18 protein-coding genes are annotated in these 20,180 nt (G+C 66.2%); 3 read left to right on the top strand and 15 right to left on the bottom strand.

From position 1 onward, the window contains the following. Positions 1–2: 2 nt before the first annotated feature. Together QSV46_RS26620 and QSV46_RS26615 are read left to right on the top strand one after the other, a co-directional pair. Positions 3–1,118: a sn-glycerol-3-phosphate ABC transporter ATP-binding protein UgpC gene (locus tag QSV46_RS26620; protein ID WP_314958417.1), complete on the top strand. Its 1,116-nt coding sequence runs from the start codon at positions 3–5 to the stop codon at positions 1,116–1,118. After that, positions 1,115–1,879: an SDR family NAD(P)-dependent oxidoreductase gene (locus QSV46_RS26615; protein ID WP_314958414.1), complete on the top strand. Its 765-nt coding sequence runs from the start codon at positions 1,115–1,117 to the stop codon at positions 1,877–1,879. The genes QSV46_RS26620 and QSV46_RS26615 overlap by 4 nt, the downstream gene beginning before the upstream one ends. Here QSV46_RS26615 and lpxB read toward each other — a convergent pair. Genes lpxB through lpxA form a run of 3 tightly spaced genes read right to left on the bottom strand, consistent with a single transcriptional unit; the run spans position 1,876 to position 4,723 of the window. After that, entirely contained in the window at positions 1,876–3,057 is a 1,182-nt protein-coding gene (lpxB, locus tag QSV46_RS26610; protein WP_314958413.1) for a lipid-A-disaccharide synthase, read from the bottom strand. The genes QSV46_RS26615 and lpxB overlap by 4 nt on opposite strands. Continuing rightward, positions 3,054–3,911 carry an LpxI family protein gene (locus QSV46_RS26605; protein ID WP_314958643.1) on the bottom strand — a complete coding sequence of 286 codons (858 nt, stop codon included), beginning with the start codon at positions 3,909–3,911 and terminating at the stop codon, positions 3,054–3,056. Before QSV46_RS26605 ends, lpxB begins: the two co-directional genes overlap by 4 nt. 20 nt (positions 3,912–3,931) lie before the next feature. Further along, positions 3,932–4,723 carry an acyl-ACP--UDP-N-acetylglucosamine O-acyltransferase gene (gene lpxA / locus QSV46_RS26600; protein WP_314958411.1) on the bottom strand — a complete coding sequence of 264 codons (792 nt, stop codon included), beginning with the start codon at positions 4,721–4,723 and terminating at the stop codon, positions 3,932–3,934. Between the two features lie 175 nt (positions 4,724–4,898). Here lpxA and QSV46_RS26595 point away from each other — a divergent pair, with 175 nt between their 5' ends. Beyond that, on the top strand, positions 4,899–5,243 hold the full coding sequence (locus tag QSV46_RS26595) for a KTSC domain-containing protein (protein WP_314958410.1): 345 nt from the start codon (positions 4,899–4,901) through the stop codon (positions 5,241–5,243). A 12-nt stretch (positions 5,244–5,255) separates the two neighbouring features. On the opposite strand, the gene fabZ is transcribed toward QSV46_RS26595, so the two are convergent. From fabZ to QSV46_RS26535, 12 genes are all read right to left on the bottom strand, one after another. After that, positions 5,256–5,717 carry a 3-hydroxyacyl-ACP dehydratase FabZ gene (fabZ, locus tag QSV46_RS26590; protein WP_008131325.1) on the bottom strand — a complete coding sequence of 154 codons (462 nt, stop codon included), beginning with the start codon at positions 5,715–5,717 and terminating at the stop codon, positions 5,256–5,258. Then, on the bottom strand, positions 5,714–6,781 hold the full coding sequence (lpxD, locus tag QSV46_RS26585; RefSeq protein ID WP_314958403.1) for a UDP-3-O-(3-hydroxymyristoyl)glucosamine N-acyltransferase: 1,068 nt from the start codon (positions 6,779–6,781) through the stop codon (positions 5,714–5,716). Before lpxD ends, fabZ begins: the two co-directional genes overlap by 4 nt. A 149-nt stretch (positions 6,782–6,930) precedes the next feature. After that, a complete protein-coding gene (gene bamA, locus QSV46_RS26580; protein WP_314958400.1) occupies positions 6,931–9,486 on the bottom strand; it encodes an outer membrane protein assembly factor BamA in 2,556 nt (851 codons plus the stop codon). 173 nt (positions 9,487–9,659) lie between these two features. Then, positions 9,660–10,811, bottom strand: a complete 1,152-nt coding sequence (gene rseP, locus QSV46_RS26575) for an RIP metalloprotease RseP (protein ID WP_314958398.1) — start codon at positions 10,809–10,811, stop codon at positions 9,660–9,662. A gap of 44 nt (positions 10,812–10,855) precedes the next feature. Next, positions 10,856–12,079 carry a 1-deoxy-D-xylulose-5-phosphate reductoisomerase gene (dxr, locus tag QSV46_RS26570; RefSeq protein WP_314958396.1) on the bottom strand — a complete coding sequence of 408 codons (1,224 nt, stop codon included), beginning with the start codon at positions 12,077–12,079 and terminating at the stop codon, positions 10,856–10,858. A 4-nt stretch (positions 12,080–12,083) separates the two neighbouring features. Continuing rightward, positions 12,084–12,926 (bottom strand): phosphatidate cytidylyltransferase, encoded by an 843-nt coding sequence (locus QSV46_RS26565; protein WP_314958394.1) that lies wholly within the window; start codon positions 12,924–12,926, stop codon positions 12,084–12,086. Then, a complete protein-coding gene (locus QSV46_RS26560) occupies positions 12,923–13,681 on the bottom strand; it encodes an isoprenyl transferase (protein WP_314958392.1) in 759 nt (252 codons plus the stop codon). The genes QSV46_RS26565 and QSV46_RS26560 overlap by 4 nt, the downstream gene beginning before the upstream one ends. A 122-nt stretch (positions 13,682–13,803) precedes the next feature. After that, complete coding sequence (gene frr, locus QSV46_RS26555; protein WP_314958391.1) at positions 13,804–14,367, bottom strand: ribosome recycling factor; 564 nt, start codon at positions 14,365–14,367, stop codon at positions 13,804–13,806. A gap of 63 nt (positions 14,368–14,430) precedes the next feature. Continuing rightward, entirely contained in the window at positions 14,431–15,147 is a 717-nt protein-coding gene (gene pyrH, locus QSV46_RS26550; protein WP_314958390.1) for a UMP kinase, read from the bottom strand. 58 nt (positions 15,148–15,205) lie between these two features. After that, positions 15,206–16,129: a translation elongation factor Ts gene (gene tsf, locus QSV46_RS26545; RefSeq protein ID WP_314958389.1), complete on the bottom strand. Its 924-nt coding sequence runs from the start codon at positions 16,127–16,129 to the stop codon at positions 15,206–15,208. 133 nt (positions 16,130–16,262) lie between these two features. Continuing rightward, on the bottom strand, positions 16,263–17,261 hold the full coding sequence (locus QSV46_RS26540) for a 30S ribosomal protein S2 (protein WP_314958386.1): 999 nt from the start codon (positions 17,259–17,261) through the stop codon (positions 16,263–16,265). Between the two features lie 209 nt (positions 17,262–17,470). Next, positions 17,471–20,140 (bottom strand): caspase family protein, encoded by a 2,670-nt coding sequence (locus QSV46_RS26535; RefSeq protein WP_314958385.1) that lies wholly within the window; start codon positions 20,138–20,140, stop codon positions 17,471–17,473. Positions 20,141–20,180 lie beyond the last annotated feature (40 nt).

Below are 20,180 nucleotides of genomic sequence, written 5' to 3'. Positions count from 1 at the left end.
TCATGGCAGCACTGAGCATTCGCGCCCTCTCGAAGCGCTACGCCAATCTGGAGGTGCTGAAAGGCATTGATCTCGACATCGAGAGCGGTGAGTTCACCGTGCTGGTCGGGCCGTCCGGCTGTGGCAAATCCACATTGCTGAATATCGTCGCCGGGCTCGATCGGCCGAGCGCAGGCACCGTGGAAATCGGCGGGCGCATCGTCAATGACATCCCGCCAAAGGACCGCGACATCGCCATGGTGTTCCAGTCCTACGCGCTCTATCCCTCGATGACGGTGCGCCAGAACATCACCTTCGGCATGGAATGCCGGCACGTAGCCAAGGCGGAGCAGGAAAAGGCGCTGGCGAACGTGGCCAAGCTGCTCCAGATCGAGCCGCTGCTCGCCCGCAAGCCGTCGCAGCTCTCCGGCGGCCAGCGCCAGCGCGTGGCGATGGGCCGGGCGCTGGTGCGCGATCCCCTGCTCTTCCTGTTCGACGAGCCGCTCTCCAATCTCGATGCCAAGCTGCGCGTCGAGATGCGGATGGAAATCAAGCGGCTGCACCAGCGGATCGGCGCCACCATCGTCTATGTCACCCACGACCAGATCGAGGCGATGACGATGGCGACGCGGATCGCCGTGATGCATCGCGGCGTGGTGCAGCAGTTCGCCGACCCCGACACCGTGTACCGCTATCCGGCCAATCTGTTCGTCGCTCGCTTCATGGGCTCGCCACCGATGAACACCATGCCGGCGCGGCTCGAGGCCGATAGCGACGGCCCGGTGGTCGTGATCGGCGCGGGACGGCCGGATCAGGTTCGTCTGCGCCTGCAGGACTACGGCGCAGCTTTGTCCTATCTCGGCCGCGAGGTGGTGCTCGGGATCAGGCCGGAATGCATCGCAGAGGGCGACCGCGTATTCTCTGGTGCCGCGGGCGCGCCTGTCATCGTCGCCGCGCCGGTCGAGATGGTCGAGCCCACCGGGGCCGAGACTATCGTCCTGCTGCGGCTCGGCGGCGAGCCGGCGCAGGCGCGCATCTCCCCGGACATCCGTCCGACACCGGGCGCCACTGCTTCCTTCGCGCTCGATACCCGCCGCCTTTGCCTGTTCGACCCCGAGACGGAGCGACTGATCGCATGATCCCGACCACCTATTCCAGCCTTGCCGGCCGCGTGGTGCTGATCACCGGTGGCGCCAGCGGCATCGGCGCCGCCTTCGTGCGCGCCTTCGCGGCGCAGAAGGCCCGGGTTGCGTTCCTCGACATCGATACGGAAGCGGGCAATGCGCTGGCAGCGGAAGTGGCGGGCACGTCGGGCTCCGCACCGCTGTTCGTGCCGTGCGATCTCCTCGACATCGACGCTCTGCGCGCCGCGATGGCAGAGGTGCATGGATCGCTCGGCGATGCCTCAGTCCTCGTCAACAACGCCGCCAATGACCAGCGCCAGGTTCTGGCCGAGGTGACCCTCGCCGAGTTCGACCGGATGATCGGGGTCAACCTCAAGCATGTGTTCTTCGCAGCTCAAGCCGTCGTGCCGCAGATGCAGGCGCGCGGCGGCTCGATCATCAACATGTCGTCGGTCGCATGGATGCGCGGCGCGCCGGCGCTGCCGGTCTACGCCGCGGCCAAGGCGGCGATCGTCGGCTTCACCAACTCGCTGGCGCGGCTGGTCGGCCCCGACCGCATCCGCGTCAATGCGATTGCGCCGGGCATGGTGATCACCGAACGCCAGCGCCGGCTCTGGTATCCGAACGAGCAGAACATCGCCGAGCTGCGCACCCGCCAGGCCATCCCCGATGCGGTGACGCCCGAGGACATCGCCAGCATGGCGCTGTTTCTCGCATCCGACGAGAGCCAGCGCATCACCAGCCAGTGCTTCCGCGTCGATGGCGGCTTGGCTTAGCTCCGCCTGCCCTTCCGCATCGTCGCCAGCACGATGTCGGCGGCAAGCACGCTCGGCGGTTTGTTGCCCGTGGACATGATGGTGTCGAGCCGTGCAAAGGCTTCGACCTGCCGCTTGCGCAGCGGCGTATCCGTGAGCAGCTCCGCCAGCGCGGGCGCCAGCTTTTCCGGCGTGCAGTCCTCCTGCAAATATTCCGGAATGACGTCCTCACCGATCACGAGATTGGCAAGGATCACCGAGGAGACGCGGATCGCGCGGCGCAGGATGAAGGCTTCGATCGCGCCGACACGATAGGCCGTCACCATCGGAATGCCCGACAGCGCGAGCTCAAGCGTCACGGTTCCGGATTTGGCCAGCGCCGCGCGCGCGGTTCGGAAGGCGGCGCGCCTCTCGTTTTCGCCGATCACGATCTGCGGCCTGACCGGCCAGCTCGCGATGCCCTCGCGCACACTGGCCTCGAGATGCGGCATGGTCGGCAGCATCAGTTCGAACGCGCGCCCCTCCGCCTGCAACCGGCCGAGCGTGGCGCCGAACACCTCGAGATGATGCCTGATCTCGCTGCGGCGGCTGCCCGGCAGCACCAGCAGAACCGGCGGTTCTCCATCGCGTCGTGCCTGCTCCTCCGCATCCGGCCGCAGCGCCGGCAATTGCTCGATCAGGGGATGGCCGACATAGCTGCACGGCGGGCCGCCGAGTTTGCGATATTCCTCCGGCTCGAACGGCAACAGGCCGAGTACATGGTCGACATAACCCAGCATGGTCCGCGCCCGTCCCGGCCGCCAGGCCCAGAGCTGCGGCGAGACATAGTCGACGATGGGAATCGCGGGATTCGTCGCGCGTACGCGGCGGGCGACGCGGTGGGTGAAGTCGGGACTGTCGATGATGACGAGCGCGTCGGGCGCAGCCTCGGCGACGGCATCCGCGGTCTCGCGGATCAGCCGCAGGATCTTCGGCAATTGCCGCACCACCGCCGCAAAGCCGACGATCGATAGCTCCTCGATCGGGAACAGCGTCTCCAGCCCCTCGCGCGCCATGGTGCGGCCGCCGACGCCGACGAACTGCACGCCGTCGCCGAGCCGCTGGCGCAGCACCTTCATCAACGCGCTGCCGAGCCGGTCGCCGGATTCCTCCGTCGCGATCAGAAAGATCTTCCGCTTGGGATCGCGGGTCTGCATCACGCCGGCAGACCGATCACGAAGAGATACTTTGCATCGGCGAACGCGATCATCGCCTGCGGCTCGGCGGCGATGGTGTTGCCGGCGACGACGGCGATGCCGGCAAGGCCCGCCTTGGCGACGCCTTCAAGCGTACGCGGGCCGATCGTCGGCAGGTCGAAGCGCAGGTCCTGGCCGCTCTTCGGCGCCTTCACCAGCACACCGCGGCCGCTGGCGGCGCGGATGCGGCCCTCCTCGCGCAGCCGCGCGACGCGTGCGAGCAGTGCGTCGGTGCCCTCGATATCCTCGACCGCCACCACATGGCCGTCGATCACGACCGCGGCCTGGCCGATATCGAACGGACCGAGCGCGTCCAACACCGCGCGTCCGCGCGCGATGTCCGTCTTGCTGTTGTCGCTCGGCCAGGCGCGGCTGATGCAGCCCTCGGGCATCAAGAGATCGGGCGCGACATCCTTGATGCCGACCATGCGAAAGCCGCCTTGTTCGAGAATGCGTCCGACGCCTGACAGCAGATGATCGTCGCCGCCGCGAAAGGCGCGGATGACGTTGCCGAGCAGCCGCAGCGTCGTGACGTCGAAGCGGATCTCGGACAGCGAGGGCCGCACCAGCGTGCCGATGAAGATCAGGTCGCGGCAGCCCTCCTCGTGGAACAGCCGCATGGCACGGCCGAGCTGGCCGACCGAGATCCAGCGATGGCGGAACTTCTCGACCCGCGCCGGATCGCAGGCACCGCGCAGCGGGAACAGCACCGGTGTGATGCCGCGCGCGGCGAGCGAGTCGGCGACCGCGAACGGCATCGCGCCGCCGCCTGCGACCACGCCGACCGGCGATGAAATCTCCGCTGCCGCCGATGTCATGTCCGCGGCCATTCCGTAAATCATTTCTCGATGGCGGGCAGACAGAGCGGGCGCTTGCCCTTGCCGATGAAGCCGAGGATCTCGGCGATCGCCGGATCCTCGGCGGCGAGCGGCCGCACCGTCTCCAGCCGCTCGGCGAACGTGCCGGCGCCGTGGAAGAGCTTTTGGTAGAACGCACGCACGGTGGCGAGCCGCTGCTTGGTGAATTTGCGCCGCTTCATGCCGATGATGTTCAGGCCCTCGAGCACCGCATACTGGCCGTTGACCAGCCCGAACGGAATGATGTCGTCGCGCACGCCACACACGCCGCCCACCATGACTTGCGGCCCGATGCGCGTGAACTGGTGCACGGCGGAGAGGCCGCCGATGAAGACGAAGTCGCCGATCTCACAGTGACCGCCGAGCGTCGCCGAGGTCGCGAAGATCACGTCGCTGCCGACATGGCAGTCATGGCCGACATGGCTGCAGTTCATGAAATAGTTGCGGTCGCCGACCTCGGTGATGCCGCCACCCGCGACGGTGCCGGCGTTCATGGTCACGGACTCGCGAATGGTGCAGCCCGAGCCGATCGTGAGCTTCGTCAGCTCGCCACGATAGCTGAGCGACTGCGGCGGCGTGCCGAGCGAAGCGAACGGATAGATGGTGCAGTCGTCGCCGATCGTGGTTTGCGCCGTGATGTGCACATGCCCGATCAGCTTGCAGTTGCTGCCGATCGCGACGTGCGGGCCGATGATGCAATAGGGCCCGATCTCGGTACCCTCGCCGATCACGGCGCCGTCCGCGACCCGTGCGGTGGGATCAATCTTACTCATCAAGCAATCTGACTCATCAAGAAGGGCTGCTTATGTGTTGAAGTCGTTCGAATTTCCGTGGTTAGCGCGACTATGCCCGATCTGTCCAGTGACGTATCATATCGGCCTGTTTCAGATGCCGGATGAGCCGGCCGGCACAGTTCTTCAACGCGTTCATGCGGAGCTTGAGGTCATCATGGTCAGGGCCCTGGCAATCCTGCTCGCACAGCTTGCGACCGCACCGATCGTGTCCGAGACGGTCGAAACCGGCGAGCGCCGTGTTGTCGATCTCGGGACATTCGAATGCCGAGACATCACCCGCAGCACGGTGCTTCAGCGGGTCTGTTACGACCGCGCGCAACAGGACCTCATCGTCGGCGTCGAGGGCGGCTATGACCGCTATTGCGGCGTGACGGCCGCCACGGTCGAGCGCCTGCTGGACGCGCCGTCCATGGGTCAGTTCTTCAACCAGAACATCAAGCGCGAGGTCACGGGCCACCGCTATGCGTGCGGGGCGCGTGAGCGTATCCAAAGGAGCTGATCCTGCTCCCGCTCAGTCCGTCAGCATGGCGCCGACGTCGGCTTCCGCGACGACCTGGCCGTTGACCTTGGCATCGCCGTGAAACCACCACATCGCCTTGCGGCGGCCGATCGAACGCATGTGATATTCGATGGTATCGCCGGGCAGCACGGGCTTGCGGAACTTGCACTTGTCGATGGTGAGGAAATACACCGCCCGCGGCTTCTCGGTGCCCTCGACCGAGGTGATGCCGATCACGCCCGCGGTCTGCGCCATCGCCTCGATCATCATCACGCCCGGATAGACCGGACGCTCCGGGAAATGCCCCTGGAAGGCGGGCTCGTTGAACGTCACGTTCTTGATGCCGATGCCGCTGTAGTCGGCGCGGATGTTGATCACCCGGTCGATCAGCAGCATCGGAAAACGGTGCGGCAGCGTCCGGAGGATCGCGTTGATGTCCACCAGCTCGAACTTGATTGGTGATTCCGCCGTCATTCCCGTCCCTCGTTCTTCGGATCGGCCTTGCTGTCGCGTACCAGGCGCTCCACCGCGATAATTTCCTTGAACCATTGCTTGGTCGGCTTGGCAAAAAAGCCGCCCCAGCGTCCGTTCGGCGGGATGTCGTCCTTGACGCCGCTCATCGCGGTGACCTGCGCCCCGTCGCCGATCTTGAGGTGATTGTTGATGCCAACCTTTGCTCCCAGCGCCACGTTGTCGCCGATCGTCAGGCTGCCCGCGAGCCCGATCTGGGCCGCCAGCAGGCAATTCCGGCCGATCGTCACATTGTGGCCGATCTGGACCTGATTGTCGATTTTGGTCCCCTCCCCGATCACGGTGTCGCGCAGGGATCCGCGATCGATGGTGGTGCCGGCGCCGACCTCCACATTGTTCTGGATCAGCACACGGCCGGTCTGGGGCACCTTCAGATGGCCCTCGGGGCCGAAGAAGATGAAGCCATAGCCGTCCTGGCCGATCGAGCAGCCGGGATGGATCAGCACGTTGTTGCCGATCAGCGTGCACTGGATGGCCGTACGGGCGCCGACATTGCAGTCCCGGCCGATCTTGACGCCCGGGCCGATGACCACACCGGAACCGATCACGCTGCCGCTGCCGATCTCGACATCAGGACCGATCACGGTCAGCGGCTCGACGACGACGTCGTCCTCGAGCCGGGCCGAAGGATCGATGACGGCCGACGGCGCAATGCCGTCATTGCCGAACCAGGACTGCGGGCGCAGCGCATCGCCGTGCCATTCCCTTGCGATCCCGACGAAGGCACGGAACGGCTGCGCCACCCGCAGCACGGCCACATGGGCGGGCACCTGGGCCTCGAAGCGCGGGCTCACGAGGCAAGCGCCGGCCTTGGTCGCCTTGAGCTCGTCGGCATATTTGAGGTTGTCGAAGAACGTCAGATGCATCGGGCCGGCTTCGTCGAGCGAAGCCAGGCCCGTGATGATCTGGCCACCCCTGGTCGGATCAACCAGCTGCGCCCTGGTCTGCGCGGCAATGTCGGCCAGCGCTGAGGCCGGCGGTTTTTTGAAGAAGGTCGGCTGCGCCATTCCACCCCGTCGCGGTCCGGCTTCGGCATGAAGCGATCAAGCCGCATCATGCCTTATCTCATGGATTGAGCACGATCTTTTTGGAAACCGGCCCCCAAGGGAAACCCAAGGGAAAACCCAAGGGGCCGGATCATGCCCTGCTGATCGAATTAGAACGAGGTACCGCCGCCGAACCGGAATTCCTGCGTACGGTCGTTCTTGCCCTTGGTAAGCGGCACGGCGTAGTCGAAGCGCAGCGGACCGAACGGCGACTGCCAGATCAGGCCGACACCGACCGAGGAGCGGACGACATTGCCGTTGTCATACACCAGGCCGGTACAGGTTCCAGCCGTGGGCGGATTGACGGTCGACGCCGTGCAGCCCGAATTGCCGGGTGTGGTCATTTCGTTGGTCACCGACCACGTCGTCGGGCCCTGATAGTCGAACAGACCGCCGGCGTCAGCATAGACCGCGCCCTTCAGACCCACTTCCTTCGGCAGGAACCAGAACGGCATCTGCAATTCGAGCGATGCGCCCCAATATTTGGTGCCGCCGAGCGCGTCCTGCGAGCCGAAGGGATTCAGGTCGCGCGGGCCGATGCCGTTCGGGGCGAAACCGCGGACGAGGTTCGGGCCCATCTGGAAGTGATCGAGCATGCGCAGATCGCTGCCCAACTTGTTCAGCATGCCGCCCTGCAGGCGGACCAGGCCGACGATGTCGGACACCAGCGGAGTGTAGTACTTCGCGTCGACGACGGACTTCATGTAGGAGACGTCGCCACCGACGCCGGCGAAATCCTGACGGAAGTCGACGAGCAGACCGTCGGTGGGGTTCTTGTTGTTGTCCAGCGTGTTGTAGGTCAGCGTGTAGCCGAGCGCCGAGGTCAGGGTCTTGCCGTTGGCAAGCTCCTTGCGCACCGGCAGCGAGGCTTCGCCGTCGACGTAGCAGCCGAGGCCATTGGTCGCGGCGAAGTTGAAGCCGCTGGATGCGATATCCGCAGCACCCTGCGCTGTGTTGGCGTACGCAGGTGACGGATTGAACGCCGGTCCCAGGTTGTTGTTACAGTTCGCCAGGTAGTACGGCAGCGTGATTTCCTGCCGGTAGATCGAGTAGCGCACCTGGAGCGCCAGATCTTCACGCAAGGAGAAGCCGAGGCGCGGCGAGAAGCCGAGCGTCTTGGTGCCGTAGGAGATGTAGCTGTTGGACTTCTGCTCACGCTGATAGAGGTCGAGACCCAGCGCGACGCGGTAGTCGAGCAGATAGGGCTCGACGAACGACAGCGAATAGCCGCGTGCATACTGGCCGTAGGTCACCGATGCCTTGGCGAACAGGCCGCGGCCGAGCAGGTTGCGCTCGGAGACCGAGACTTCGGCCAGCGCGCCGTCGGTGGTGGAGTAACCACCCGAGACCGAGAAGTCGCCGGTCGATTTCTCTTCGAGATCGACGATCAGGACCACGCGGTCGCTGGAGGAGCCCGGCTCCGTCGTGATCTTCACGGTCTTGAAGTAGTCGAGGTTCTTCAGGCGGCGCTCGGCACGGTCGACCAGCGCGCGGTTGTAGGCATCGCCCTCGGAGATGTCGAACTCGCGCCGGATCACGTAGTCGCGTGTGCGGGTGTTGCCGCGAACGTTGATGCGCTCGATATAGGTGCGCGGGCCTTCGTCGATGTTGAACACGACGGAGACGGTGTGCGCCTCGAAGTTGCGGTCGCCGCCGGGGCGGACCACGGCGAAGGCATAGCCGCGGCGCGACGCCTCGATCTGCATTTCCTCGACCGACTTCTCGACCGATTCGACGTTGTAGAGCGCGCCGACATTGACGCGCGAATAGGCGCGCATCGACGTGGGATCGAAGTTCGGAATGCTGGAGCGGAAGTCGACGGTGCCGACACGGTACTGCGAGCCTTCCTCGATCTTGAAGGTGACGAGGAAGCCCTTCTTCTCCGGATCGTATTCGGTCAGCGCGGCGACCACCTGGACGTCGGCGAAACCGTTCTTGAGATAGAAGCGGCGGATCAGGTCGCGGTCGGCCTCGACGCGATCCGGATCATAGATGTCATTGCTGGCGAGGAAGCTCAGCAGGTTGGATTCGTGCGTCTTGATGACGTCGCGCAGGCGATAGGACGAGAATGCGTTGTTGCCGACGAACTCGATCGACTTGACGCCGGTCTTGGCGCCCTCGTTGACCGTGAAGATCAGGTCGACGCGGTTGTTCGGCTGCTCGATGATTTCGGGCGTGACGCGCACGTCGTAGCGGCCGGAGCGGCGATAGATCTCGGCGATTCGCAGCGTATCGGACTGCACCATGGCGCGGGAGAAGGTGCCGCGCGCCTTGGACTGGACTTCAGTCGTGAGCTGCTCGTCCTTGATCTTCTTGTTGCCCTCGAAGGCGACGCGGCCGATCACGGGGTTTTCCACCACGGAGACGACGATCTGGCCGCCGGCGCCGCGGTTGATTCGCACGTCCTGGAACAGGCCGGTCTCGATCAACGCCTTGAGGCCGTCATCGATGGCGCCCTGATCCAGTCGGCCACCCGGGCCCGGCTTGAAATAGGAGCGGATCGTCTCCACCTCGACCCGGCGATTTCCCTCGACGGAAATCGACTGGACGGTCTGGGCAAGCGCAGACGAAGACACAAACACAGCCCCAACCGGGGCAAGCACCGGCGCGCCGAACAAGATCAGGGTTGCGAGCAAGCCCCCCCGGAGTCGCAGTCCAAACTTCATTGCGCAACGCGCCCTTATCAGTGCCAGACCCAACCCCAACGCCGGTCCGGAGATTCCCCAAGTTCGAAGCCGCTTGTAGCCAATTTCCTCGGTGCCGCAAACGGCAGCAGACACCGCAATTTCAATTTCATTCCAAGACGTTGCTGATCAGCAACGCCACAAAAAAGCCCCTATCAGGAAGCCGCCATCCGCAAGATGTCGTTGTAGGTGGCAAACACCATCAGCATCAGCACCAGACCGAGACCGATCCGGAATCCCATCTCCTGGGTCCGCTCGGACAAGGGCCGGCCGCGCACCACCTCCGCCGCATAGAACATAAGGTGACCGCCATCGAGCAGCGGGATCGGGAACAGGTTCAACAACCCGATCGACACCGACAGCACCGCACACAGGTTGATCACGAACTGGAACCCGGCGCTGGCCGCCTGCCCTGACATCTTGGCGATGCCGAGAACGCCGCTGACCTCGTTGGGATTGCCGTTTCCAACGAACAGCGAGCCAAGGAACTTGAAGGTGCTGGTGATGATGAACCAGACCTGCTCGACCCCGATCTTGAGCGCTTCGCCGACGCCGACCGGCGCGGTCGAGGCCTCGCCCGCCTGCGACTTGTGCTCGACACCGAGCACGCCGAGGCGGTGGCTGTTGCCGAATGGATCCTTGCGTTCGAGCAGCGCCGGCGTCGCCGTCAGCGAGACAATGGCGCCGTCCCGCCTGACCTGGAACGCAAGCGCCGAACCGGCATTCATCGCAACGATTCGCTGCATGTCGGCAAAGCTCTCGATCGGCTTGCCGTCGATCTGCACCACCACGTCGCCGATCTTGAAGCCGGCCGCGGCCGCAACGCCGTCGGCGACGACACCGTCGACGCGCGCGATCGTGCTCGGCTTGCCGTAATACAGCGCCATGGCGGCGAAGATCAGCGCGCCCAGAATGAAATTGGCGATTGGGCCGGCCGCCACGATGGCGGCGCGCGGGCCGACCTTCTTGTGATGGAAGCTGCCAGCACGTTCCTCGGCCGACATGGCCGCCAGCGCGTCGGCCGACGGGGTCGAGGCCTCGCTCTCGTCGCCGAAGAACTTGACGTAGCCGCCGAGCGGGATCGCCGAGATCTTCCAGCGGGTGCCATGGCGATCGTTGAAGCCGACCAACTCCGGTCCGAAACCGAGCGAGAAGGTTAACACGCGAACGCCCGCCCAGCGCGCGACCAGGAAATGGCCGAGCTCATGGAAGAACACGACGATCGTCAGGACGAATAGGAAGGGAACCGCGTACCCGATGAGCCCATGGCTCAACGTATTGAAACTATGGACAAAAAAGTCGATCATTGAATTCCCTCATCCAGCGCCGCAAGGCCCTGGCCCGGAGCCATCTAGGATGCCTTTAAGGCAATTTGAGGCAATAGGGCGGCAGCTCTATTTCGCGCAACATGGTCAACAGAGATTGCATCGTCGGCGGAAGTCAGGGGAGCCTGATTCCCGCCGCGGATCCAGTCGTCCAACGTCGCCTCGACCAGCCGGGCGATCGCGCCGAACCGGATCTTGCCGGCGATGAAGGCGGCGACCGCGACCTCGTTGGCGGCGTTGTAGACGGTGGTCGCTCCCTTCCCGGTCCGGAGCGCGTCAAAGGCCAGCCGAAGTCCCGGGAAGCGCTCGAAATCCGGCGCCTCGAAGGTCAGCTGGCCGATCTTGGCGAGGTCGAGCTTGGCTGCCGGCCCCTTGATGCGGTCGGGCCAGCCGAGGCAGTGCGCGATCGGCGTACGCATGTCGGGAGCGCCGAGCTGCGCCATCACGGAGCGGTCGGAGAACTCGACCATGCCGTGGATGATCGACTGCGGATGAACCAGCACGTCGATCTCGTCCGGGCTGAGCGCGAACAGATAGGACGCCTCGATCACCTCGAGGCCCTTGTTCATCATCGAAGCCGAATCGATCGTGATCTTCTGGCCCATGCTCCAGTTCGGGTGCTTCAGGGCTTGCGCGAGCGTCGCCTGCTCGATGTCGGCGGGCTTCCAGGTCCGGAACGGGCCGCCCGAGGCCGTGATGATGACGCGGACGAGCTCGTCGCGATTGCCCGAGGCGAGCGCCTGGAACAGCGCATTGTGCTCGGAATCCGCCGGCAGGATGCAGGCGCCCGCCTTCGCCGCGCGCTGCATGAAGAAGTCGCCGGCGCAGACGAGACATTCCTTGTTGGCGAGCGCGACATGGGCGCCGCGATCGACGGCGGCCAGAGCCGGCTTCAGCCCCGCGGCGCCGCTCACGGCGGCCATCACCCAATCGGCCGGACGCGCGCCGGCCTCGATCACCGCGCTTTCGCCGGCGCCGCATTCGGTGCCGGTGCCCGCGAGCGCGGCCTTGAGCTCGGCGAGCTTGGACGTGTCGGCGATCGCGACGTAGCGCGCGGAAAACTCCTTGGCGAGCTTTGCCAGCGCTTCGACATTGCCGTTCGCCGTCAAGGCCTCGACGCGGTAGCGCTCGGGAGAGGCGCGCAGCAGGTCCATCGTGCTGTCGCCGATCGAGCCGGTGGCGCCGAGAACCGTGACGCTGCGGACGGTCGACGCCGCAGCCTTGTTGTTACGCAATGGGACCGCGCTCATATCCTCACCAAACCATAAGACCGCTTCCGGCGCTATGCACGCCGTGACGGAGAAAGCCGATAATCCATGCCACCAGGATGGCGGCGACAAAGCCGTCCAGGCGGTCCAATAGACCGCCATGGCCGGGAATTAAGTGACTGGAATCCTTGACCCCGAAGCGCCGCTTCACCGCGGATTCGAACAGATCTCCGAGTTGCGACGCCACCGAGAGGACGGCGCTGACCAGCAGCAATGGAACCACCTTCCCAATTCCGCAAGCGGCAAAACCGGTGGCGACCACAAGGCTCGCGGCGAAACCACCAAGGGCTCCGGACCAGGTCTTCTTCGGGCTCACGCGCGGCCACAGCTTCGGTCCGCCAACGCTGCGCCCGGCAAAATAGCCGCCGATATCGGTCGCCCACACCACCAGCAGCACGAACATCAGTGCGGCGAACCCGTTCAAGAGATCCTGCCGTACCAAGACCGAAGCCAGCAGCGCCGCCGACGCATAGGCGAAGCCGGTCGCCGCCCAGATGAACTTGCCGCGCGCGATCAGCGTCACGATCGCACCGCCAATAAGGCCGGTGATGACCGCGGTCTTGAGCGCGCCGAAGGCAACGCACAAGCCCATCATGGCGATGACGATGGTCCCTGCCCCCGTCAGCGCGGTCGAGCCTGCGCCCACCACCATCAGCCATTCCGCGAACAGCCCGATCGACACCAGGGTAACGAGAAGCGCCCACAGCCAGCCGCCGGCATAGGCGAGCGCTATGGCGAGCGGCGCCAGCACCAGCGCCGCGAGGACTCGCATCACCAGATTGCTCGGGGCGGGCTTGGCGCCCGCCGATGCGGCGTCGGGCTCACTCACGAGGCGGTTTTCGCGACCAGGCCGCCGAAACGGCGCTCGCGCCTGGCAAATTCTGCGATCGCGTTTTCCAGCGCCGCCTTGTCGAAATCGGGCCAGTGGATCGGCACGAAGACAAGTTCGCTATAGGCAGCCTGCCACATCAGGAAGTTGGAGAGGCGCTGCTCGCCGCTGGTGCGAATGATCAAATCGGGATCGGGAATGTCGGGCGCATCGAGATGGCTGCCAAGCGTCTCGGCGTCGATCGTATCAGGGTCGCGCTTGCCGTCCGCAACTTCCTGCGCGAGCTTCTGCGCGGCTTTGGCGATTTCCTGCCGCGAACCGTAATTGAAGGCGACGACCAGCGTCAGGCGTGTGTTGTCGCGCGTCAGTTCCTCGGCCTCGTTGAGAAGCGCGCAGATGTCACCCTCGAGCCCGTCGCGCTCGCCGATGATGCGGACCTTGACGCCGTCGCGATGCAGGCTCGCCAGATCGTTGCGGATGAAGCGGCGGAGCAGACCGAAGAGATCGCCGATCTCGCTCGCCGGTCGCGACCAGTTCTCCGAAGAGAAGGAGAAGATGGTGAGATAGCGGATGCCGAGCTCGTGCGAGGCGCGCACCACGCGGCGCAGCGCCTCGACGCCGCGGCGATGCCCTTCCGCACGCGGCAGGCCGCGCGCAGCCGCCCAACGCCCGTTGCCATCCATGATGATGGCGACATGCGCAGGCGCGTCGGACCGGTCGGGTCCTTCCGTTGCTGGCGCGGCGGCGTTGGACATGAAAGCGGCCCTAAAGCATGATCCGGACCCGAAGGGCCGCATTAGCGCAAAGTGCGAAGCGGTTTTCCGGAAAGATCATGCGCGAACAAATAACCTGAAGAGCGATGACACTTCACCGCGCGTCAGACGGTGAGGATTTCTTTTTCCTTGGCGGCCAGCAACTGGTCGATCTCGGCGATGATGCCGTCGGTCGCCTTCTGCACCTCGTCGGCGTGACGCTTCTGATCGTCCTCCGACATCTCGTGATTCTTCTCGAGCTTCTTGAGAACGTCGAGGCCGTCGCGGCGGACGTGGCGGGCGGCGACCTTGGCGGCTTCGGCGTATTTGTGCGCGACCTTCACCAGCTCCTTGCGGCGCTCCTCGTTGAGCTCGGGGATACGCAGGCGCAGCACCTGGCCTTCGGTCGCGGGCGACAGGCCGAGATTGGAATCGACGATCGCCTTCTCCACCGCCTTGACCATCGACTTGTCCCAGACTTGCACCGAGATCAGGCGCGGCTCCGGCACACTGACGGTGGCAAGCTGGTTGAGCGGCATGTGGCTGCCGTAAGCATCCACCTGGACCGGGTCGAGCATCGAGGCCGAGGCGCGGCCCGTGCGCAGGCCGCCAAGCTCGTGCTTGAGCGCCTGAACGGCGCCCTGCATGCGACGCTTCACTTCGTTGAGGTCGAAATTACCCGTGGACATCACGTTTCTCCTTCAAAATCCCGGCGACCGCTCCCGCGCCCTCTCGGGCGCGACGACGAGCCGTCAGCCGGCGACGATGGTTCCGTGGCCGCCGCCACGCAATACGGCGCCGATCGACCCAGGCTCCGCGATCGAGAATACGATGATAGGCAGAGACGTCTCGCGGGCAAGCGCGAAGGCGGTCGCATCCATCACCTTGTAGCCGCCCTCGATCGCCTGGGAATGCGTCAGACGGTCGAACCGCGTCGCCGTCGGATCCGTCTTCGGGTCGGCCGAGTAGACGCCGTCGACATTGGTCGCCTTCAGCACGGCCTCGGCGCCGATCTCGGCGGCGCGCAGCACTGCCGTCGTATCGGTGGTGAAGAACGGATTGCCGGTTCCGCCGCCGAGCAGCACGATCCGGCCTTCGGCGAGGTATTTGTGCGCCGCGGTGCGGGTGAACAGCTCGGAAATCTCGGGCATAACGAAGGCCGACAGCGTGCGCGCCGGCGTGCCCTTGCGCTCGATCGTCGCCTCCAGCGCGAGGCAGTTCATCATGGTGGCGAGCATGCCCATGGTGTCGCCGGTCGGGCGCGACACGCCGCGCGAGGAGACCTCGACGCCGCGAAAGAGGTTGCCGCCGCCGATCACGACCGCAACCTCGGTGCCGAGCTGGCGGGCGGCGATCAGATCATCGGCAACCCGGTCGAGGGTCGGCTGATCGATGCCAAACCCCTGCTGTCCCGCGAGATATTCGCCGGACAGCTTGATCACGACGCGACGATAGACCGGATCAGTCATGAGCACTTTCCTTGTCCGGGCGCCGCTTCCGGCGGCACGCCGGAAGGAACGTTCCGGCTTACTTCTTGCCGCTGGCCGCCGCGACCTCGGCCGCGAAGTCGCTTTCCTGCTTCTCGATTCCCTCGCCGAGAGCATAGCGCACGAAGCCCGCGATCTTCACCGCGCCGCCGACCTTGCCCTCGGCTTCCTTCACCGCCTGCGCCACCGACTTGCCGGTGTCGTGGATGAAGGCCTGCTCGAGCAGGCAGACTTCCTTGTAGTAGGTCTTGAGGCCGGACTCGACGATCTTCTCGATCACGTTCTCGGGCTTGCCCTGCTGGCGATATTTGTCGGCGAGGACGTCCTTCTCGCGCTTGACGACCGCCGGATCGAGGCCGGACGGATCGAGCGCAAGCGGGTTGGTGGCCGCGATATGCATCGCGATCTGGCGGCCGAGGGCCGCGAGCTCGTCGGCCTTGCCGGGCGATTCCAGCGCCACGATCACGCCCATCTTGCCGGCGCCCTCGACGACCGCGCCGTGGACGTAACTCGACACGACGCCCTGGCTCACTTCGAGCGAAGCGGCGCGGCGCAGCGTCATGTTCTCGCCGATGGTGGCGATCGCATCATTGATCGCGGTTTCGACCGCGACGTCGCCGACCTTGGCGGCCTTGATCTTCTCGACATCGGCGCCGACGTCGAATGCGACCTGGGCGATCATCTTGACGAGGCCCTGGAACTGGCCGTTGCGCGCGACGAAGTCGGTCTCGGAGTTGACCTCGACCACGACGCCCTTGGTGCCCTTGGTGAGCGCGCCGATCAGGCCTTCCGCAGCGACCCGGCCGGACTTCTTGGCGGCCTTCGACAGGCCCTTCTTGCGGAGCCAGTCCTGCGCCGCTTCCATGTCGCCGCTGGTCTCGGTGAGCGCGGCCTTGCAGTCCATCATGCCCGCGCCGGTCGACTCGCGCAGGTCCTTGACCATCGCAGCTGTGATCGTTGCCATCGTTGAAAATCCTTCTTGCCTGCCGGTTCGCCGCGGCGTGGCATCGACTAGCCCCGCCGCGGTCCATCTCAGGAATTCGCGTCAACTGAAATGGTGGCCGGATCCTATCCGGCCAACCCGTCGCTCTTTTTGACTATTCCGCTTCCGCGGTCAGCGCCTTGGCCTTGGCCACCCAGGCGTCCGCACGGCTCGGCAGACCGACCTCTTCGCCGATCTTGTGCGCAGTGTCGTGGTCGAGCTCGGCGAGCTGCCAGAAGTGGAAGATGCCGAGGTCGTTGAACTTCTTCTCGATCGCACCCGACACGCCCGGGAGCTTCTTGAGGTCGTCGGCAGTGCCGCGGGGACCTGCAAGGCCCTGGAAGCCGCTCGACGATGCCGCCGGCAGCTCTTCGGCAACCACCGGACGGGCCGACGCACCGATGTCGATGCCCGAATCGCCCTGGGCGCGCGAGATGCCGTCGATCGCCGCACGCGCGATGAGATCGCAGTACAACGAAATGGCGCGGCCGGCGTCGTCATTGCCCGGCACCACATAGGTGATGCCCTTCGGATCCGAATTGGTGTCGACGATCGCGGCGACCGGGATGTTGAGCCGCTGGGCTTCCTGGATCGCGATGTCTTCCTTATTGGTGTCGATCACGAAGATCAGGTCGGGCAGACCGCCCATGTCCTTGATGCCGCCGAGCGAGCGGTCGAGCTTGTCGCGCTCGCGCTGAAGCGTCAGGCGCTCCTTCTTGGTGTAGGAATTGGCTTCGCCGCCCGCGAGCACGTCGTCGAGGTGACGCAGGCGCTTGATCGAGGCCGAGATCGTCTTCCAGTTGGTCAGCGTGCCGCCGAGCCAGCGCGAATTGACGAAGTACTGCGCGCAGCGCTTGGCAGCGTCAGCGACGCCATCCTGCGCCTGGCGCTTGGTGCCGACGAACAGGATGCGGCCGCCCTTGGCGACGGTGTCGCTGACCGCCTGCAACGCGGTGTGCAGCATCGGCACAGTCTGCGCGAGGTCGACGATGTGGATGTTGTTGCGAGCGCCGAAAATGAACGGAGCCATTTTCGGATTCCAGCGGTGAGACTGGTGACCAAAGTGCACGCCAGCTTCGAGCAGCTGACGCATGGTGAAATCGGGTAGCGCCATAGTTCTAGTTCTCCGGTTGGTTCCTCCGGAAACGTGTGAGCAAAACGGAGCGTTCTCGCCCCGGTTGCCACCGGACGGCCTTGTGAGCCATGTTTCCGTGTGAGATGGCGCGCTGTATAGCGCCATTTCGGCCAGAAGCAAGGAAATAAGGGCCTTTCGGGGGCGGTTTTCGCTGGCCCGAAGCCCGTTCCGTCAAGACCACGCTGCGCCTAGCACTTCGGCTGGTTCGGCGGGCACCTCTTTGCCGCAGGCGGCGGAGGTGCTGCCGGGCGAGGCGGTGGTGGCGGCGCGACCGCCATCCGGGGCGGCGGCGGTGGTGCCGGCCGGGCGACCGGCGGTGGCGGCGCGGGACGAGCCATTGGCGGCGGCGCAGGCCGAGCCATCGGCGGAGGCGCCGGCCGAGCCATCGGCGGCGGCGCCGGCCGGGCCATCGGCGGAGGCGCAGGCCGGGCCATTGGCGGAGGCGCGGGCCGAGCCATCGGCGGAGGCGCTGGGCGCGCGACCGCCGCGGGCGGGGCCACCCGCGCCGGCGGAGGCGATGCGACATGCGGCGGCGGCGCCGGGCGCGCGACGGCCGCCGGCGGCGGAGGCGCAGGCCTCGTCACGGTCTGGGGCCGCGCTGGTGGTGGCGCCGACGGGGCCGGCCGGGCGGCCTGGGCGGGCGCAGCCGAAGGTAAATTCTGTGGCCTGACCGGCTCGCGCGCGGCCGAGGGCGGCGGCGTGACCGGCCTTCCCGCGACGCCTGGAGGCGTTCCGGGCGGGCCCGCAGCGGGCGGCGGTGAGCCGGCCGGCTCACGCGTTGCGGACTTGGCACCATCAGCAGGCCCGGTCGCGGATGGGGTCTGGGCCACCGGCGGCTTCGGCGGTTGGCCGGGCGGAACGGCAGGGTTTGTCGCGGACGGTGCGACCGTCGCCGGAGCGGCAGCCGTTGGCGCACCGGGACGACCGGGCGACGGTGTGCCGGGAGCAGCCGCGGTCGGCGCGCCCGGATGCGTCGGCGGTGTCGCACCCGGTGCGGTTGCCGTCGGCGGCAAAGGCCTGCCGCCGGGGAGCGTCCCGGCCGGCGGCGGGCCGCCCCGAGCGCCGGGAACCGGAAGCGTATTGGCTTGAGGCAACCTCGCCGGCGGCGCGCCTGGCGGTGTGCCGGTCGGCACGGCGGTCGGCGCGACATTGGCCGGTGTCGCCGGAGGCGTCCCGGGCCTTGCTATCGGCTGCATCGTTGCGCTCGGCGGCATCGGCGCCTTGCCCTGCTGAATCAGGGCGGCGCGCTGTGCGACCGCTTGCGGCACGGCCGGACCCACCGGGTTGGCGCGGCCAGCGACGGCTGGCGCAAGGTTGCCAGGACCAGGTCCAGCACCAGGACCAGGACCAGGTCCGGGTCCTGGACCTCCGGGCCCGGCTCCAGCCCCCGCTCCCGGCGGCGGCGGCAACGGTGGCCGGTTAATCACGGTGTTGATGACCGTGGTGTTGTGGATGTTCTGGTAGATGATGTTATTCGGCGGCGGCGCGACATAGACCGGCGGCCTGACGAATACCGGGATCGGCACGAACATCGGCTGCGGCAGCACGAACAGGCCGACCACCGGCAGCGGCGGCTCCAGCACGACGAAATCCGGCGGCGGCGGCGGCAGATAGTAGACCGGCGGCGGCGGTGGCGGCGCGAAGCCAAAATCGGGATCGCTGAAATACAGCACGGGACGGTCGACATAGACCACCTCCTCCGGCGGCGGCGGCGGCACGTCATACTCGATCATGGCGAAGCTCGGCGGCGGCTCGGCCGGCGCAGTGAGGATGGCCAGGCGCCGGCGCGCGTCGGCCGCATGCGGCCCGCGCGGATAGCGGCGCAGATACGACCAGTACGCTTCCGGTGTGTCGGTGCGATAGGTCCGCCGCCAGGTGATCGCCTCGCGGCGCGCCGCGACGATCGCCATCACGCGCCTCGACAGCGGATCACCGGGATAGGCGGCGAGAAATTCCTCATAGGCCGGCAGCGTGTCGCGCTGCAGCGCGGCCGCATAGGCATCCTGCGCGCCGAGATCGCGGATCGGCTTGTTGCGGATCGCGGCCACCTGGTCGGGCGTGGTCTCCGGCGGCGGCGCATCGGGCCCACGCTCGAAGAACGCGAACTGCGCCGATATCTTTTGCTCGTTCCAGGGCACCTGCGCGCCCTTGCTGGCCTCGTTGACGCGCAGGCGAACGCGGTCGAACACTTCAGGCAGCGGCAGGCCGCCGGTGCGGATCATCTCGGCCAGCGACTGCGCGTAGATGCCGTACGGGCCGGGCTCTTCCGGCGCCACCGTGCCGGGCGCGGCGTTGAAGGCGATCAGCATGTTCGGATCCGGCTCGACCAGCGCCAGCCCACCCGCGATCGGCTGGCCGCCCTCGATGAAGGGCTGCGCGCGGGCCGCGTCGAGCACGACGATATTGGCCTTGAGCTGAATGGCCGCAAGCTGGCGCGCATAGTCGCTGATGCGCAAGGCCTCGGTCGGAATGTCGGTGTCGCGGCTGATGTTGGAATCGACCGGGATGAAATAGTTCTCGCCCGCAAGCTGCACGCCGTAGCCGGCCAGATAGATCATCGCGACGGTGCCGGGGCCGGAGGCCTGCGCCTTCTGGATGAAATCGCGAAAGCTCTTGCGCAGCGTGTCGCCGTCGAGATCACGCGCGCCGACCACGTCGAAGCCTGCCGCTTGCAGCGTCTGCGCGATCAGGCCGGCATCGTTCGCCGTCGTCGCCAGCGGCGACTTGGCATAAGCGCCATTGCCGACCACGAGCGCGATACGCTTTTCCTGCTGCGCGCGCGCGGCACCCGGCGCCGCCGCGGCGAAGGCCAGGATCGGCAAGAGAACGCAGATGAAGACTTTGAACGTCCCACGCATGGCTTGCTTGCCCACTATCGTTGTTGAGGTGCCACCACGC

Origin of the sequence: Bradyrhizobium cosmicum, from assembly GCF_032290525.1 — a bacterium.
GTDB classification, from domain to species: Bacteria; Pseudomonadota; Alphaproteobacteria; order Rhizobiales; family Xanthobacteraceae; genus Bradyrhizobium; species Bradyrhizobium cosmicum_A.
Note: the sequence above shows the minus strand (reverse complement) of the source record. Positions and strands in the feature narration are given on the sequence as shown.